The sequence below is a fragment of the Streptomyces boninensis genome (assembly GCF_048572725.1).
GTDB lineage: Bacteria > Actinomycetota > Actinomycetes > Streptomycetales > Streptomycetaceae > Streptomyces > Streptomyces boninensis.
This window is the reverse complement of sequence record NZ_CP183837.1, coordinates 3,115,981-3,131,537: the sequence shown is the minus strand read 5'-3', so window position 1 is coordinate 3,131,537 and position 15,557 is coordinate 3,115,981. Positions and strand designations below refer to the sequence as shown.

The following is a 15,557-nucleotide window of genomic DNA, read 5'->3' as shown; positions in this document are numbered from 1 at the left end:
CGGCTTCGCCGCGGCCCACAGCGGAAAAGGGGTCCGGGGGCTTCGCCCCGGACCCCCAACCGCTACGGCACCACCTTCTCGATCGCGACCGACCCCTTCCCGGTCGCCGTCCCGCGCCCGTTGAGGAGCTGGACCTCGCCGAAGAACTCCCGGCCCGCCGGCGCCGCACCGGCCGCCGTCACCGTGGCCTTCACGTCCGCCGACGCGCCATTCCCCAGCTTCACCGGCGCATCATCCACGCCGACCTTGCCGAGCGACTCCGCGAAGTACACATCCCGGTAGTCGTACTCCGTGGTGCCACCCGGCACCGCGTATCCGTCCACCTCGATCGTGTACGTGCCCGGTGCCGGCTTCTCGATCGACACCGCCTCCTCCGAGTCGCCGTCCGCGGACTGGGCGACCAGCGCCCCGTCGCGGAAGACCAGGAGGTCCAGGTCGGCGCCGCGGTCGGAGGTGTTGCCGATCACCGCGTCCAGGCGCTCCACGCCCTCGCCGATCACGACCTCCGTGGTCTGCGCCTCGCCTTCCTTGATGGACGGCCGGGCGTTCTTCGCCGAGCCGAGCGAGCCGCCCTTGAGCTTCCCGTCGATCGGCGCGAAGCCGTTGATGACCTTGAAGTCGACCGGCGTCGGGGTGCCCGCCTTCGCCTCGGCCACCGTCGCGGTCTCCGGGTCGAAGGTGGTGCCGAGCGCCGTCGCCTCCACCGTGTACGGGTTGTCCAGCAGCGGTGACGTACGCCGCGACTCGACCTCGATCTCCCACACACCCGGGATCGGGTTCGGATACGAGCGCAGGTCGGGGCGGCAGGTGTTGGCCGGGTTGTAGTTCGGGTAGCACCCGGTCGTCGCCGTCGGATCCGCGGGCAGGCCCCACGGGTCGATGGCGATCCAGCGGGTCTGGCTCGTGCCCTTCAGCCCGCTCATCGCCACCTCGAGCGACTTGGCGCCCTCCGGCACCTTCACGAAGTACGACTTGGTGCTGTTGCGCTGCACCGAGCCGGACTCCTGCACCGCGTACGAAGGCTTCGCCTGCGCCTTCGACGTGACCACCGTGGCCAGCAGCTGCCGGTCGGTGCCCTCGGTCCGCGGGTCGTTGACCTTGAGGATCGCCGAGTGCGCGCCCTGGCTGCGCGGCTTCGCCTGCACCTTCACCGTGACCGGCTTGTTCAGCGGCAGCGAGACCACCGGGGAGCCCAGCAGCCGGAAGGTGCCGTCGTTGTTCTTCCAGGTCAGCGTGTGCAGCGACGACTTCGACGAGCCCGAGGTCCGGGTCAGCGTCATCTCGTACGTCTCCGACTTGCCCACCGCCGGACCCGACTCGCGGTCATAGATGCCGGTGCCGAAGCCCGGCGTCTTCAGGAAGCCGTCGAGCGCGCTGTCCACCGGTGCCTTCACGCTGTAGTCGTGCGCGGTGGCCTCGTCCTCGACGGAATCCCACGCCTCTTCGATGTCGATGAGGCCCGCCCCTTCCTCGTACGCCTGGACGCCGGGGATGTGGCGGGCGGTCGAGGTGAGCGCGGTGCGCAGGGTCAGCGGCGAGAGCTCGATGTCCTCGCGCTTCGCCGCCGAGAGCAGCAGCGCCGAGGCGCCCGCGGCCTGCGGGGAGGCCATCGAGGTGCCCTGGAGCATCCCGTAGCCCGGCGGCAGCTGGTAGCCGGCCTCGGCGACCGGCTCGCCCGGCTGCCAGGTCGGGATGGAGTTGACCGAGGCGCCGGGGGCGCTGAGGGTCGGGGTCTGGCCGCCGTCCTCGCGCGGGCCGCGGGAGGAGAAGGGCATCATCGCGTAGCGCTTCTCGACCTTCGAGCCGTAGTTGGCGGCCCAGGTCTCGCGCGACACCGTGGCGCCGACGCTGATGACCTTGTCCGCGAGGGCCGGGTCGCCGATGGTGTTCAGGCCGGGGCCCGAGTTGCCCGCGGAGATCACGAGCTGCACGCCGTATGTGTCGATGAGGCGGGTGTAGAGCTCGGAGCGGGCGTTGTTGCCGTCGTTGAGCGGCGGCAGGCCGCCGATCGACATATTGACGATGTCGACGCCGCGCTTGGTGACCAGGTCGATCATGCCCTCGGTCAGCGCCACGTTGGTGCAGCCGCCGTTCCAGGTGCAGGCCCGGGAGGAGACGAGCTTCGCGCCGGGCGCGGCGCCGCGCATCTTGCCGCCGAAGAGGCCGTTCGCGGAGGTGATGCCCGCGACGTGGGTGCCGTGCGCGCCCTCGACGACGCCGATGGAGACGAAGTCGCGCTTCTGCCCGAGCCAGTCGCCGCCGAGCGGGTCCATCGGCACGTCTTTCCGGATCTCCACGACGAACGGGATCCGCTCGGCGATCGCCGTCGCCGGGTCGTCCTTGCCGAAGTAGCCGACCTGGTGGTCGCTGCCGTACGGCTTCATGACCTCGTCATTGCCGAAGTCGGCGTCATCGCCGAGGTCCACCCGGACCGTCCCGGCCTTCGCGTCGTACAGCACCGCCCACGAGTCGGTGGTGTCGCCGTCGCGGTTGAGGTCGCCCTGCATCTCGCCGCCGGTGGTGGCGGACTCCCTGAAGAGGCTGATCCCGTACGACCCTGCCGGGGCCTTGTACGTGCGGTTGTTGAAGGTGAAGGACGGGCCCTCGACCTTCGTGAGCATCGGCCGCCAGGTGCCGTCGCCGTCCACGATCGGGTCGGTGGCCGTCACCCAGTCGGTGATCTTCCGCTCGCCGGTGGTGGTCTTCTGCAGCGCCGGATGCGCCAGGTCCACGCCGGAGTCGAGGACGCCGATGGTGACGCCGCGGCCGTCGGCCTTCGGGTGGTCCTCGGTGAAGTCGACGGCGCCGGTCTCGAAGGCCGGCTGATACGGATTCTCGGCCGGGGTGTTCTCGCCGGGCGCCGGATAGGTGCCGCCGCCCTTCGCCTTCTCGCCCTTCGCGGCGTCCGCGCGCGGCGACGGGTCCGGCAGCTTGACGACCTCGCGGAGGTCGATGCCGTGCACGCTGCCCAGCTTCTGCGCGGCCGCGAGGGCGGCGTCGGCGCGCTTGGTGGGGATGGTGGCCCGCACATACCCGAGCTTGTCGTACGTGCGGCCCACGGAGCCGCCCTTGACGGCGTCGAGCTGCTTCGCGACCTGCTCGGTGGCGCCCGGCGCGGTGGCGACCATCAGCGTGACGTTCCTGTCACCCTTCGCCTTGGCCTTGGCCAGCCGCTCGGCATCGGCCGAGCCGAGCTTGTCCCCCTTGCCATCGGCCGATTTGACCGTACGCGGCCCGGGGTCCGGCTGCTGTGGCGCGGCCCCGGCCATCCCTGGCGCGGAGGCGGAGAGCGCGGCGACGAGACCGGCGGCGAAGGCTATGCGGGCGGTGCGTCTCGCACCGGATATGCGTTTGGGCATGCGGCATCCCTGTCATGACGTGAGACGGGACCGGCCCGGAGGGCCGATTGTCCGCATAGATAACCGCAAGTGGCCCTCGTTCCGGGAGGGTTGCCGGTGGCGGGATTCCGAAATGGCGGAAACCCGCCATGCCCATGTCCGGTTAACGGACGATGAGCGCGGGTGTACGACTCGACGAGGATTCCGTGTCCATTCGCGATGGCGATGATCCACGTAGCGAACGTGACGCGCGCGTTTCGGACCCGTTCAGCCTGCGGTCATCCGCCCTGCCAAAGCTCCCTGGCAAGGGGCCGAACTGCGGCCGCACATTGCATTCGCATCTGGGGAGCAGCAATGAACCGGCTCAATCGCCGCGCCTTCCTCACCGCCGCCGGCGCCGCCGGAGTCGCGGGCGCAGCCACGGGCTTCGGCGTCAGCCTCGGCTCCGGCGGCGCGAGGGCCGCCGCCGGCACTCACCCACCGTCCCTTGCCCTCCTCCACCGCGGGCGCGAACATGGCCCGATGGGCGCCGCCGGAGCCGCCGCCCCCACCGCGGCGGGCACCACCCTGGAGACGGCGGCCGCCGCGCGCGGCCACGCCGGCTACCGGCGGCTGGCCAAGGGCCCCGGCTGGAAGCGCGTCATCCGCAACGAGCTGGCCGGCGGCAAGAAGGGCCGCACCGACCGCCGCATCACCCTCGCCGCCTTCGCCCAGTTCACCGACCTGCACATCGTCGACGTACAGCACCCGCTGCGCTACGAATACCTGCGCTCGGAGACCGCCAGCGCCTGGCGCCCGCAGGAGGCGCTGACGATCCCCGCGACGGTGGCGCTGATCGAGCGCGTCAACGCGCTCCGCCACGCGCCCGCGACCGGCGCCCCGCTGTCCTTCGTCATGACGACGGGGGACAACACCGACAACAACTCGAAGCTGGAGCTGGACTGGTTCCTGACCGCCATGTCCGGCGGCCCGATCGTCCCCAACAGCGGCGACCCGAAGGCGTACGAGGGCGTCCAGAACAGCGGCCTGCCGCTCTACTGGCAGCCGGAGTCCGACCACCGCGACAGCGACAAGAAGATCGGCTTCCCGCGCGTCGACGGCTTCCTCAAGGCCGCCATCCGGGAGGCGAAGTCCCCCGGCCTGCAACTCCCCTGGTACTCCACCATCGGCAACCACGACCTCCTCCCCGGCGGCTGCTACGGCTCCTCCGTCAACGGCTTCTTCGCCGACTTCGCCGTCGGCGGCCGCAAGCTGGAGGAGCTCCCGCCCGAGCAGGCCGCCCGCGCCTGGCGCGCGGTCAAGAAGGGCCTCGACCCGAAGGGCCGCGACTTCGAGGACCTGCTGCGTACGCACCACAAGAAGATGCGCGGCATCACCCCCGACCTGCGCCGGGCCCCGTTCAGCCGCCGCGAGTACGTGGAGGCGCACCTGGACCCGCGCAACAAGGGCGCGGGCCCGGTCGGCCACGGCTACACCCGCGCGAACCTCATGGAGGGCCACCTCTACTACACCTTCGAGGTCGCCCCCGGCGTGCTGGGCATCAGCCTGGACACGACGGACCCCGGCGGCGACTACCGGGGTTCGGTGGGCACGGCCCAACTCCGCTGGTTGGAGCGGATGCTGAAGCAGCACAAGGACGCGTACACGATCGTCTTCAGCCACCACACCAGCAGGACGATGACCAACACCCAGCCCGACCCGGCGGCCCCCAAGGAAAAGCGCCACGACGGCGACGAGGTGCTGGCGCTGCTGAAGGACCACCCCAAGGTGCTGGCCTGGATCAACGGCCACAGCCACAAGAACAAGATCACACCGCATGGCTCGCTGTGGGAGATATCCACCGCCTCCCACATCGACTACCCGCAGCTCGCCCGCATCATCGAGCTGACGGACAACGGCGACGGCACCCTGTCCCTCTTCACCACCCTGATCGAGTCCGCGGCCCCCGACCACGCCGACTTCACCGACCTCACCCAGACCGGCCTCGCCGCCCTCTACCGCGAACTGGCCTTCAACGCCCCCGCCCCTGACCGGCGGGAGCCGCTGACGGGCCAGCCGGCGGACCGGAATACGGAGCTCCTGCTGCAGAAGCCGTAGCAGCCGAGGAGCGGCTGCCCGCCGCCCACCGCGCGGCAGGCACCATCCCCGCCCCGGCCCCCAGGAATACGACCCCGAGCAGCAGCCACCCCCCGGCCCCCCACCCGAGGACGAGCGAGGTCAGCAGCAGCGGCCCCAGCATCCGCGCCACGGCCGTCCCCGACCCGAAGAACCCCTGGTACTGCCCGTGCTTCCCCTCGGGCGCAAGCCCGAAGCTGAGCTCCCAGCCTCCGGACGCCAGCATCATCTCGGCGGCCACCTGCACCACGGCCCCGGCGAGCAGCAGCAGCGCGGCGATCCAGGCCCCCGACCCGTACGCCGCCGCCGCGAACCCCACGCAGGCGACCAGCATCAGCGCCCCGGCCGCGCGCACGGCCCGGGCGGCGGAGGCGGTGCCGTTGACGCGCCCCGCGACCCGGACCTGGAAGACGACGACGCTGACGGTATTGAGCACGAGCAGCGCGGAGACCAGCCACGCGGGGGCGTCGGTGCGCCGGACGATCCAGAGCGGGATGACGAGGCTGAGCAGCGGCATGTAGAGCAGCAGCACGGCGTTGAGGAGCGTGATGAGCGCGTAGGGCCGGTCCCGTACGACATGCGGCTTCGCCTCTTCACCCGCCACGACGGGGACGGGCGCCGGCGCGACGGCCGGCAGCCGCAGCAGCGCCAGCGCGGAGACCAGGAAGCAGCAGGCATCGAGGGCGAAGGCCGCGAGATAGGCCCCCTCGCTCCCCACGGCGAGCGCCGCCCCACCGAGCGCGGCACCAACCGCGAGACCGGCATTGGTGGTCGACTGCAGATACGCCCGCACGGCGGTCCGCTGCCCGGCCTCGACCACCCCGGCAAGCAGCGCCTGCCGCGCTGCCTGCAGCCCGCACTGGCAGCAGGTGTAGAGCAGCGCGGCGGCGAGGAAGGCGGGCCACGACCGGGCGAAGAGGAACGCCCCGACGGCGGCCGCGGTGGCGACGGACAACAGCACGGCGGTCCCCCGCGCCCCCCGCCGATCGGCAAGGTGCCCCAACGGCACCCCGGCCAAGGCCCCCAGCCCCCACCCGAGAGTGAGCGCGAGCCCTACCCGGGCAGGGGAGAGGCCGACGACGTCGGTGAAGTAGAGGGCGGAGGTGACGTAGTAGGCGCCATCGCCAACGGAGTTGGTGAGCTGGGCGTAGGCGAGACGGCGGGGCGATCCGGGTGGCGGGACGATCTGGTGTCCTGGCATGGGACGAGCGTGGCAGGGGGGTGGACGGGGAGGGAGGGCCAGTTGTGGGAGGTCTTACTGGGCCATTCAACCTGACACCCTGGCCGCACCCACAACCCGACCGCACCCCCAGCCCGGCCGGCGTTTGAGGCCGAGGCGCGAAGCGCCGATACGGGGTCCGGGGCGGAGCCCCGGGGGCGAGGGCCGCGGGACCCCTCCCGCAGATTCGGGTAGGGGCGGGTCCGGGGCCCTCTCACCTCGGCAGCACCACCACATACGCCGCAGGCTCCCGCTCCGAAGCCGCCAGCAGCGCGGCTCGTACGACCTCCGCCTGCTGCTCCAGCGCCTCCCGCAGCTTCTTCGGCGTCACATGCACCACGGTGATGCCGAGCCGCTCAAGGGTCTCCCGCTTGCGTGCGTACTCCGACCACAGCGCATCGTCATCCTGCCGCGGCGACCGCGCATCGATCTCCAGCGCCACCGCGTGATCGGGCCAGTACGCATCGAGCCCACCCAGCGGCGGCCCGCCCGGCAGCCGCAGATCCACGTTCCACAGCGGGTCCGGCAGCGCGTGCACCCGCACCATCTCGTACAGCCGGCTCTCCGCCATCGCCCGCCCCTCGGCGATGAGGGTGTCGACGGCGTCGACGACATGCGGCCGCGACAGCAGCCGCGCCTGCGTCAACTCCCGCACCACGGAGGCCGCCTCACAGTGCCCGCCGCGCACCGCCTCGGTGAGCAGCCGCCGCACGGCGGCCGCATCGGTCAGCTGCCCGACGGCGTCGGCGAGCGCCCGCGGCACGGGGGCGACGGGCAGCCCCGTGACGTTCAGCGGGCGGGGGATGGCGTGCGCGCGCACGATGTGTACGTGTTCGGTCGAGCGCAGCCGCCGCGTCCGCGGCACCAGCACGTCGATCCGGTCAAGGGCGGGTAGCGGCGGCGCGGTCGCGAAGCCGTGCAGCGTCAGCGCGGCGAGACCGGTGATCATGGCCTCGCCGTACGGATTCGGCGCGCCGCCGCTGCGCCGCGCATCCGGGGTGCTCTGCGCCGGTACGGACCCGCGCTGCCCGGCGGCGGGGACCCGCCCGGCGTACAGCAGCACCGCATGCAGCCGCTCCTCGCCGGTGGGCGGCCCGGGGTGCAGTAGATACACGCCGGGCAGCAGCTGCTGCCAGGGTCCGCCGGGGCGGCAGCGCTCCGCGGCGAGCGCGGCGGTGATGCCGTGCTCGCGGAGCTGGCGGGCGGAGAGCACGCGGCGCTGGGCGCCGGAGAGCTCGTTGAGGGGTCGGGGGCTCAAGGGGGTGTTGTGGTTCATGCGCCCTGGATTCCCGGCCCGGTCCGCCCTCCTAACCGCTGTTACAGGCCCGTCGACAAAACCGGACAGCCCGGCACTAAAGGTCAAGCGTTCGAGTGCCGATCAGCATTGCTCGTACGGCCTAACGCCCGAGGTCACGCCGTCCCGTCACGCCATCCCGTCGCACCGCTGCGCGCGCAGCGCCCGCGCCAGGTCGTCGCGCGCCTCCAGCACCAGCCGCCGCAGCGCCGGCGGAGCGTCGCCATGGGCCTCGAGCCACTGGTCCGTGGCGGCGACGGTCTCCTGGCTGTCCTGCAGCCCCGGATACAGCCCCCGCACCACCGCCATGCCGATCTCGATCGAACGCTCCCGCCACAGCCGCTCGATCACGTCGAAGTACTGCGTGGCGTACGGCGCCAGCAGCGCGCGCTGCTCCGGCTGGGCCCAGCCGGAGATCGTGGCCTCGGTGAGGGCGTTGGACAGCTCGTCGGAGTCGACGACGTCGGCCCAGCCCTTCGCCTTCACCTCGGCCGTCGGGCGGGCCGCCATGCAGCGGGTCTCCCAGCGCTTGCCGGAGGCGGTGTTGTCGCGGGCCAGCTCGGCGCTGATCCGGGAGGCGTCGGCGCGGCCCTTCGCCGCCAGGGTGAGCAGCAGCGACCAGCGCAGCTCCTGGTCCACCTCCAGGCCGTCGATCCGGGCCTGGCCGTCCAGGAGGTGCTCCAGCAGCTGCAGCTCGGGCTCCGCGGTCGCCGCCGAGGCGAAATAGCGGGCCCAGGCCAGCTGGTGGTCGCTGCCCGGCGCCGCGCGGCGCAGCTCCCGCAGCGCCCCCTCGGCGGCCTTGGCCGCATAGGCGTCGCGGTGCGCGGGCGCGGCATAGTGCGCCAGCGCGTAACCGGCCTGCTGGTGCAGCGACTGCAGCACGCCGATCTCGGTCTCGTCGCCCGCATAGCGCAGCACCAGGTCGAGATAGTCACCCGTGGGCATCAGCCCGTCCCGGGTCAGATTCCACACCGCGGACCAGCACAGCGCCCGGGCGAGGGGGTCCTCCAGCCGGCCGAGCTGCTCGCGGACGGTGCGCAGCGAGTGCTCGTCGAAGCGGATCTTGCAGAAGGTGAGGTCGTCGTCGTTGACCAGCACCAGGTCGGGGGCGGCCTGGCCGACCAGCTCGGGCACGACCGTGCGCGGCCCGGTGACGTCCACCTCGGACTGCGCATAGCGCACCAGGGCGCCGCTGTCGGCCTCCCGACGGCGGTACAGCCCCACTCGCACCCGGTGCGGGCGCAGCTCGGGGTGCGTGGGGCTCGCCGCCTCCTGGTGCACCACCAGCTCCGTGATGTGGCCCTGCGCGTCGTACGTCACCTGCGGGGTCAGGACATTGACGCCCGCGGTCTGCAGCCAGGACCGCGACCAGGTCTGCAGGTCCCGGCCCGAGGTCTCCGCCAGCACGGCCAGCAGGTCGGCGAGGCGGGTGTTGCCGTACGCATGCCGCTTGAAATAGCGCCGCGCGCCCTCCATGAAGGCGTCCTGGCCGACATACGCCACCAGCTGCTTCAGCACGCTCGCGCCCTTGGCATACGTGATGCCGTCGAAGTTGAGCTTGGCGTCCTCCAGGTCGTGGATGTCCGCCGTGATCGGGTGGGTGGTGGGCAGCTGGTCGGCCCGATACGCCCAGGCCTTGCGCTGGTTGGCGAAGGTGATCCAGGCGTCCTTGAAGCGGGTGGCCCGCGCGAGCGCCAGGGCGCCCATGAAGTCCGCGAAGGACTCCTTCAGCCACAGGTCGTCCCACCACTCCATGGTCACCAGGTCGCCGAACCACATGTGCGCCATCTCGTGCAGGATGACGTTGGCCCGGCGCTCGTACGACGCCTCGGTCACCTTGCCGCGGAAGACGAACTCCTCCCGGAAGGTGACGAGACCCGGGTTCTCCATCGCGCCGATGTTGTACTCGGGGACAAAGGCCTGGTCGTACTTCCCCCAGGGATACGGGAAGTCAAAGGCGTCGTGGAAGAAGTCCAGGCCCTGCTTGGTGACCGTGAAGATGTCGTCCGGATCGAAGTGCTTGGCGAGGGACTTGCGGCAGAGGGCGCCGAGCTTGATGTCGAGCGTGCTGCCGTCGTCGAGGCGGCGCTGATAGCGGTCGTTGACGTAGTAGTACGGCCCGGCGGCGACCGCGGTGATGTAGGTCGAGATCGGCTTCGTCGGCTCGAAGCGCCAGGTGGCCGAGGCGTCGTGGTGCTGCTCGGGGGCGCCCTTCTGCTCGCCATTGCTGAGCACAAGCCAGTCGGTGGGTGCGGTCACCGAGAAGGTGAAGGGGGCCTTCAGGTCCGGCTGCTCGAAGTTCGCGAAGACGCGGCGGGCGTCAGCCGGTTCGTACTGCGTGTAGAGATAGACCTCGGCGTCCTCCGGGTCCACGAAGCGGTGCATGCCTTCACCCGTACGGCTGAAGGCGCACTGGGCGTCCACCACCAGCACATTCTCGGCCTGCAGCCCGTCCAGCTGGATGCGGGTGCCGTCGAAGACGGCCGCCACGTCGAGGCTCACGCCGTTCAGCTCCACCGACTGGACGTACGGCGCGATCAGGTCGGCGAAGGTCGAGGCGCCGGGGCGGGCGCAGCGGAACCGGATCGTGGTCTGCGAGCGGAACGGCTGCGGGCCCACGGGGGCGACCGCGGGGCGCAGGTCCAGATCCACCTCATAGCCGTCCACGGTGAGCAGCTGGGCTCGCTGCTGGGCTTCCTCGCGGGTGAGGTTTTCACCGGGCACGACCGGACTCCTTTGTCTCGCATCCTGGATAGACGAATCATGTCACGGGGCGCTGACAGCGGCCCGCTCGAGATGCCGTTTGCGGTTCGGTCACCTAGCTTCCGGGCTATGGACACACCTGTGCCGATACCCCCGCTGGGCAGGGACGGCGGCCGCGCCGAGCCGTACCTGACCGGCGACATCGCCGCCGCCCCGTACGGCAGCACGATTCCGCGCTTGCGCGACCATCTGGTGCGGCTGTCCTGCCGGGTGCTGGCGGGGCTGTGGCGGGCCATGGGGCTGCGGCATGCGGCCGGGATGCTGCGGCATTACGCGGCGGGGTCGGGGCTTCCGTACCGGGCGGATGCCGCCTCGCTGATGGCCGTGCCGGCCGCGCAGGAGGCGGTGGCCGAGCAGCTGGCGCGGTGGCGGGCGGAGGCGATGCAGCGGTGGGCCGAGGACGGGCGGGGGGAGAAGATCTACCGGGCCGACAGCGGGTGGCGGGGGCTGGTCATTGAGCGGGCGGCGAGTCTGGACTGGTGGCTGGCGCTGCGGGGGCTGAGCTATCGGATGGCTGGGACGGTGCATGTGGGCTGCGACGGCACGGTGACGGTGGATCACCGCTTCCAGGTCCACAAGAGCTGGAACTTCGACCATGGGGAGGCGGAGTACGGAATCCCGTTCACGCCGTTCGCGCGGCTGCACGAGGCGGGCATCGCCCGCGAGTACGAGGTGGTGGGCGAGGTCGACGGCCTCAGCTTCGTGCGTCCTGGGGGCGCTGCCCCCAGACCCCCGGATCGGCGCCGGCGCGCCTCGTCCTCAAACGCCGGACAGGCTTGAATTCGCGCCTGGCGGCGCTCGTCCGCAAGCGCCGGACGGGCTGAATGCGCGGCTGCGCCGCCAGCTGGGAAGCGGGCTGGAGATTCGGCGCTGCGCGCCCCGCCGCCCCACCCGAGACAGCAACGGGCGGGTGGGTGGGCACATCAGTCCCGGCAGATCAAGAGCAGCGCCCGATCATCCCGCACATCCTTCGCCACCGCCTCGATCAAATGCCACGCCGCCCCCCGAAAGCTCGTCGACGCGTACTTGTCCGCCTCCCCCGTCAGCCGATCGATCCCCTCCGTCAGATCCCGATCCGGGCTCTCCACGAGCCCATCCGTGAAGAGCATCAGCACATCCCCCGGCCGCAGCGTCCCCTTCACCGGATCGAACTGAGCCGCATCCAGCACCCCCAGCAGCGGCCCCTCCGCCGACTTCTCCTCCCACACCCCCGTGCCCTTGCTCAGCTGCAGCCCGGGCACATGCCCTGCCGACAGCAGCTCGTAATCCCCGGACTCCAGATCCAGCACCAGATGCACCGACGTGGCGAAGCCTTCCTCCCACGTCTGCCGCAGCAGATACCCGTTCGCCGCCGGAAGGAAGGAATGCGGCGGCAGCGAGCCCAGCAGCCCGCCGAAAGCCCCCGACAGCAGCAGCGCCCGCGAGGCCGCGTCCATGCCCTTCCCGGATACGTCCGTCAGGACGACCTCCAGGATCTGCCCGCGCTGCGTACGAGCCGCCACCACAAAGTCGCCGGAGAAGGACTGCCCACCCGCCGGCCGCAGCGACATCTCCGCATGCCACCCGCGCGGCAGCCGCGGCAGCTTGCTCTGTACGCGGATGCGTTCGCGCAGGTCGAAGAGCATCGTGCCGCCGCGCAGCCAGGGCACGCCGACCCGGCTGCGGAACTGGGCGATGGTCAGCCCCGTGAGCCCCACCGCCGCGACCACCAGCACCGTCCCGGGCGTCACCCGTGCCGGCCCCTCCTTGTACGGGCCGAGCACCACCGTCTCCACTATCAGCGCGGCCGCCGCGGCCGCGTACAGCGCCAGCAGGCTCGCCGGGCGCAGCACCAGGCCGCCGACGATCACCGGCAGCACCAGCGCGGAGGCGGAGATCCACTCGGGGGCGGTGATGGTGCCGAGCGCGATGGCCGGCACCGAGGCGAGGAGGACGACGAGGGCGATCCAGTCGGAGCCGTCGCCGCGGAAGTAGTCGACGCCGGAGCGGCGCACGCTGATGCGGACGCGGTGGAAGGACTTCCGCCACCGCGCCAGGAAGGGCGTCTTCCCTGCGCCCCCTGTGCCCGCACCACCTGCTGCCATGCCCCGGGACCCTATCCACCCGATCGGCGGCGCGTCGATTCACGGCGCGCCGTCCATGCTTTGCCCCGAAATCGTATGCGAATTGGAGTGCGTGAGGGTGAATTCCCCTGTTACGGATAGGGGATGACGATTGAGCTGCGGGAACTGCAAGCGGATGGTGTGGACGGCTGGTTGCGCGCCGCGGAGACGGGTTTCGGCGGGGTGCCGCTGCCCGCGGACCGGCGCGAGCACTGGGTGTCGGTGATCGAGACGGAGCGGGGCATCGCCGCCTGGGACGACGGCCAAGTCGTGGGCACCACAGGGGCGTACAGCTTCCGGATGGTGGTGCCCGGCGGCGGCCTCGTGCCGGTCGCCGGTGTGACACTTGTCTCGGTGCTGCCCACGCATCGCAGGCGCGGGCTGTTGACGTCGATGATGCGGCGGCAGCTGGACGGGGTGCGCGAGCGCGGCGAGCCGATGGCCGTCCTCCTCGCCTCCGAGCCGGACATCTACGGACGATTCGGGTACGGGACCGCCACCCAGACGCTCTCCGCGGAGATCGACACCGCCCGCGTCACGCTCCAGGTGCCGGACGGGACGGACGCGGTCCGGGTGCGGCTCGCGGACCCGGAGAAGTCCCTCGGCGCCTGCGAGGGCGTCTACGAGCGCCTGCTGCGCGCCCGCCCCGGCACCTTCGCCCGGCTGCCGCGCTGGCCGGAGAAGCTGCTCACCGACATCGGCTCGGGCGACGCCCGCACCTCGCCGCTCCAGGCCGTGCTGGCGACCGCGGGCGACGCCGACGAGGTGGTCGGCTACGCCCGCTACACCGTCACCCCGAAGTCCCGCCGCGACGAGGGCGTCGTCACCGTGCACGGCGTGCAGGCCCTGACCCCGGCGGCGGAGGCGGCGCTCTGGCGCTATCTCTTCGGGATCGATCTCACCTCGGTCGTCCATACCGGCGGCCACCCGGTGGACGCCCCCTGGCAGTACCTCGTCTCGGACATCCGCCGCTGCCGCGTCTCGTACGGGGACGGGCTGTATGTGCGCCTCGTCGACCTCGCCGCTGCCCTGGAGGCGCGTACGTACGCCGCCCCCGTCGACGTCGTCCTTGAGGTGACCGATCCCTTCTGCCCCTGGAACGAAGGCCGTTGGCGACTGTCGGGCGACTCCTCCGGCGCCTCCTGCAAGCGCACCGAGGACCCGGCCGACCTGGCGCTCTCGGTCCGCGACCTGGGCGCGGTCTACCTCGGCGGCAGCACCCTGAGCGCGCTGGCCGGCGCCGGGCGCGTGACGCCGCTGCGGGACGGGGCGGTGGCGGCGGCCTCAGCCGCCTTCGGCGGGCACATCGCGCCCTGGTTCCCGCACGGTTTCTGATGCCGTCAGCGGCGCTGGCAGCGCGGGCACCAGAAGAGATTCCTGGCGGCGAGCTCGGCGGTACGGACCTTCGTACCGCACAGATGGCAGGGCATCGCCGCCCGCCGGTACACGTACACCTCGCCGCCGTGGTCGTCGACCCGCGGCGGCCGGCCCATCGCCTCCGGGGTGTGCTCGGGCCGCACCGTGTCGATCCGGCCTGTGCGCACGCCCTCGCGCATGAGGGCGACGAGGTCCGACCAGATGGCCCGCCACTCGCCGGGCGCCAGGTCGCGGCCCGCCCGGTACGGGTCGATGCCGTGCCGGAAGAGGACCTCGGCGCGGTAGACGTTCCCGACGCCCGAGATGACCTTCTGGTCCATGAGGAGGGTGGCGATGGGCGTACGGGACCGGGAGATCCGCTCCCACGCCCGGTCGCCCGCCCCGCCGCGCAGCGGGTCGTCGCCGAGGCGCGCGTGCAGGGCGTCCTTCTCGGCCTCCGTGATCAGCTCGCAGGCCGTCGGGCCGCGGAGGTCGGCGTATGCCGACCCGGTGAGCAGGCGGAGGCGGACCTGGCCGACGGGGGCCGGCGCGGGACCGTCGCCGAAGGTGACCTTCCCGTACAGGCCGAGGTGGATGTGCACGTGCCCCACCGCGGCGAAGTCCAGGAAGAGGTGCTTGCCGTGGGCGTCGGTGCCGGTGAGGCGGGCGCCGTCCAGCAGCGCCGCGCCGTCGGCGAACTTGCCCTGCGGGCTGGCGGCCCGCAGGACGCGGCCGGCGAACCTGATGCCGTACTCGGCCGCCAGCCGGTGGATCGTGTGACCCTCGGGCATCAGGCCTGCGGGTGGTGCGCCGGGATGTCCGGGAGCTTGCCAGTCTCCTCGTACGCGCTGAGCATGTCGATGCGCCGCTGGTGGCGCTCCTCGCCGGTGAACGGGGTGGTCAGGAAGGCCTCGACGAAGCTCGTGGCCTCCTCCAGGGTGTGCTGGCGGCCGCCGATGCTGATCACGTTGGCGTTGTTGTGCTCGCGCGCCAGCTTGGCCGTGTCCAGGTTCCAGGCCAGGGCCGCGCGCGCGCCCTTGACCTTGTTCGCGGCGATCTGCTCGCCATTGCCGGAGCCGCCGATCACGATGCCGAGGCTGCCCGGGTCGGCCACGGTGCGCTCGGCGGCGCGGAGGCAGAACGGCGGGTAGTCGTCGACGGCGTCGTAGATGAGCGCACCGCAGTCGACGGGCTCGTGGCCATTAGCCTTCAGCCACTCGACGAGATGGGACTTGAGTTCAAAACCGGCATGGTCGCTGCCGAGGTAAACGCGCATGGGCATGAGTTTGCCAGACGCCCGGAAGACAACGATCCGGAGACGGCCCTTCCGTTTCGCCGCTCCCACAAGATCTAATCGTCCGGCTCGTCAC

10 protein-coding genes are annotated in these 15,557 nt (G+C 71.7%); 3 read left to right on the top strand and 7 right to left on the bottom strand.

Features of this window, described 5'->3' with window-relative positions; genetic code table 11:
• Positions 1-62: 62 nt before the first annotated feature.
• Positions 63-3,359: a S8 family serine peptidase gene (locus ACNNMR_RS14125; protein ID WP_419994948.1), complete on the bottom strand. Its 3,297-nt coding sequence runs from the start codon at positions 3,357-3,359 to the stop codon at positions 63-65.
• Between the two features lie 333 nt (positions 3,360-3,692).
• Here ACNNMR_RS14125 and ACNNMR_RS14120 point away from each other — a divergent pair, with 333 nt between their 5' ends.
• Entirely contained in the window at positions 3,693-5,435 is a 1,743-nt protein-coding gene (locus ACNNMR_RS14120; protein ID WP_419994947.1) for a TIGR03767 family metallophosphoesterase, read from the top strand.
• Here ACNNMR_RS14120 and ACNNMR_RS14115 read toward each other — a convergent pair.
• The 3 genes from ACNNMR_RS14115 to pepN all read right to left on the bottom strand — a co-directional run bounded on the left by ACNNMR_RS14115 (position 5,350) and on the right by pepN (position 10,690).
• Entirely contained in the window at positions 5,350-6,654 is a 1,305-nt protein-coding gene (locus tag ACNNMR_RS14115; protein ID WP_419994946.1) for an MFS transporter, read from the bottom strand. The genes ACNNMR_RS14120 and ACNNMR_RS14115 overlap by 86 nt on opposite strands.
• 232 nt (positions 6,655-6,886) lie before the next feature.
• A complete protein-coding gene (locus tag ACNNMR_RS14110) occupies positions 6,887-7,948 on the bottom strand; it encodes a hypothetical protein (RefSeq protein WP_419994945.1) in 1,062 nt (353 codons plus the stop codon).
• Positions 7,949-8,095: 147 nt separating this feature from the next.
• Positions 8,096-10,690: an aminopeptidase N gene (pepN, locus tag ACNNMR_RS14105; RefSeq protein WP_419994944.1), complete on the bottom strand. Its 2,595-nt coding sequence runs from the start codon at positions 10,688-10,690 to the stop codon at positions 8,096-8,098.
• Positions 10,691-10,798: 108 nt separating this feature from the next.
• Between pepN and ACNNMR_RS14100 the strand changes: the two genes are divergently transcribed.
• Positions 10,799-11,509, top strand: coding sequence for a hypothetical protein (locus ACNNMR_RS14100; protein ID WP_419994943.1), 711 nt, complete (start codon positions 10,799-10,801; stop codon positions 11,507-11,509).
• A 143-nt stretch (positions 11,510-11,652) separates the two neighbouring features.
• On the opposite strand, the gene ACNNMR_RS14095 is transcribed toward ACNNMR_RS14100, so the two are convergent.
• Positions 11,653-12,813 (bottom strand): PP2C family protein-serine/threonine phosphatase, encoded by a 1,161-nt coding sequence (locus ACNNMR_RS14095; protein ID WP_419994942.1) that lies wholly within the window; start codon positions 12,811-12,813, stop codon positions 11,653-11,655.
• Positions 12,814-12,936: 123 nt separating this feature from the next.
• On the opposite strand from ACNNMR_RS14095, the gene ACNNMR_RS14090 reads away from it, so the two are divergent.
• Complete coding sequence (locus tag ACNNMR_RS14090; protein WP_419994941.1) at positions 12,937-14,166, top strand: GNAT family N-acetyltransferase; 1,230 nt, start codon at positions 12,937-12,939, stop codon at positions 14,164-14,166.
• Between the two features lie 5 nt (positions 14,167-14,171).
• On the opposite strand, the gene ACNNMR_RS14085 is transcribed toward ACNNMR_RS14090, so the two are convergent.
• Both ACNNMR_RS14085 and ACNNMR_RS14080 read right to left on the bottom strand, forming a co-directional pair.
• Positions 14,172-14,978, bottom strand: coding sequence for an Fpg/Nei family DNA glycosylase (locus ACNNMR_RS14085; RefSeq protein ID WP_419994940.1), 807 nt, complete (start codon positions 14,976-14,978; stop codon positions 14,172-14,174).
• Entirely contained in the window at positions 14,978-15,463 is a 486-nt protein-coding gene (locus ACNNMR_RS14080) for a ribose-5-phosphate isomerase (protein ID WP_419994939.1), read from the bottom strand. Before ACNNMR_RS14080 ends, ACNNMR_RS14085 begins: the two co-directional genes overlap by 1 nt.
• Positions 15,464-15,557: the final 94 nt, after the last annotated feature.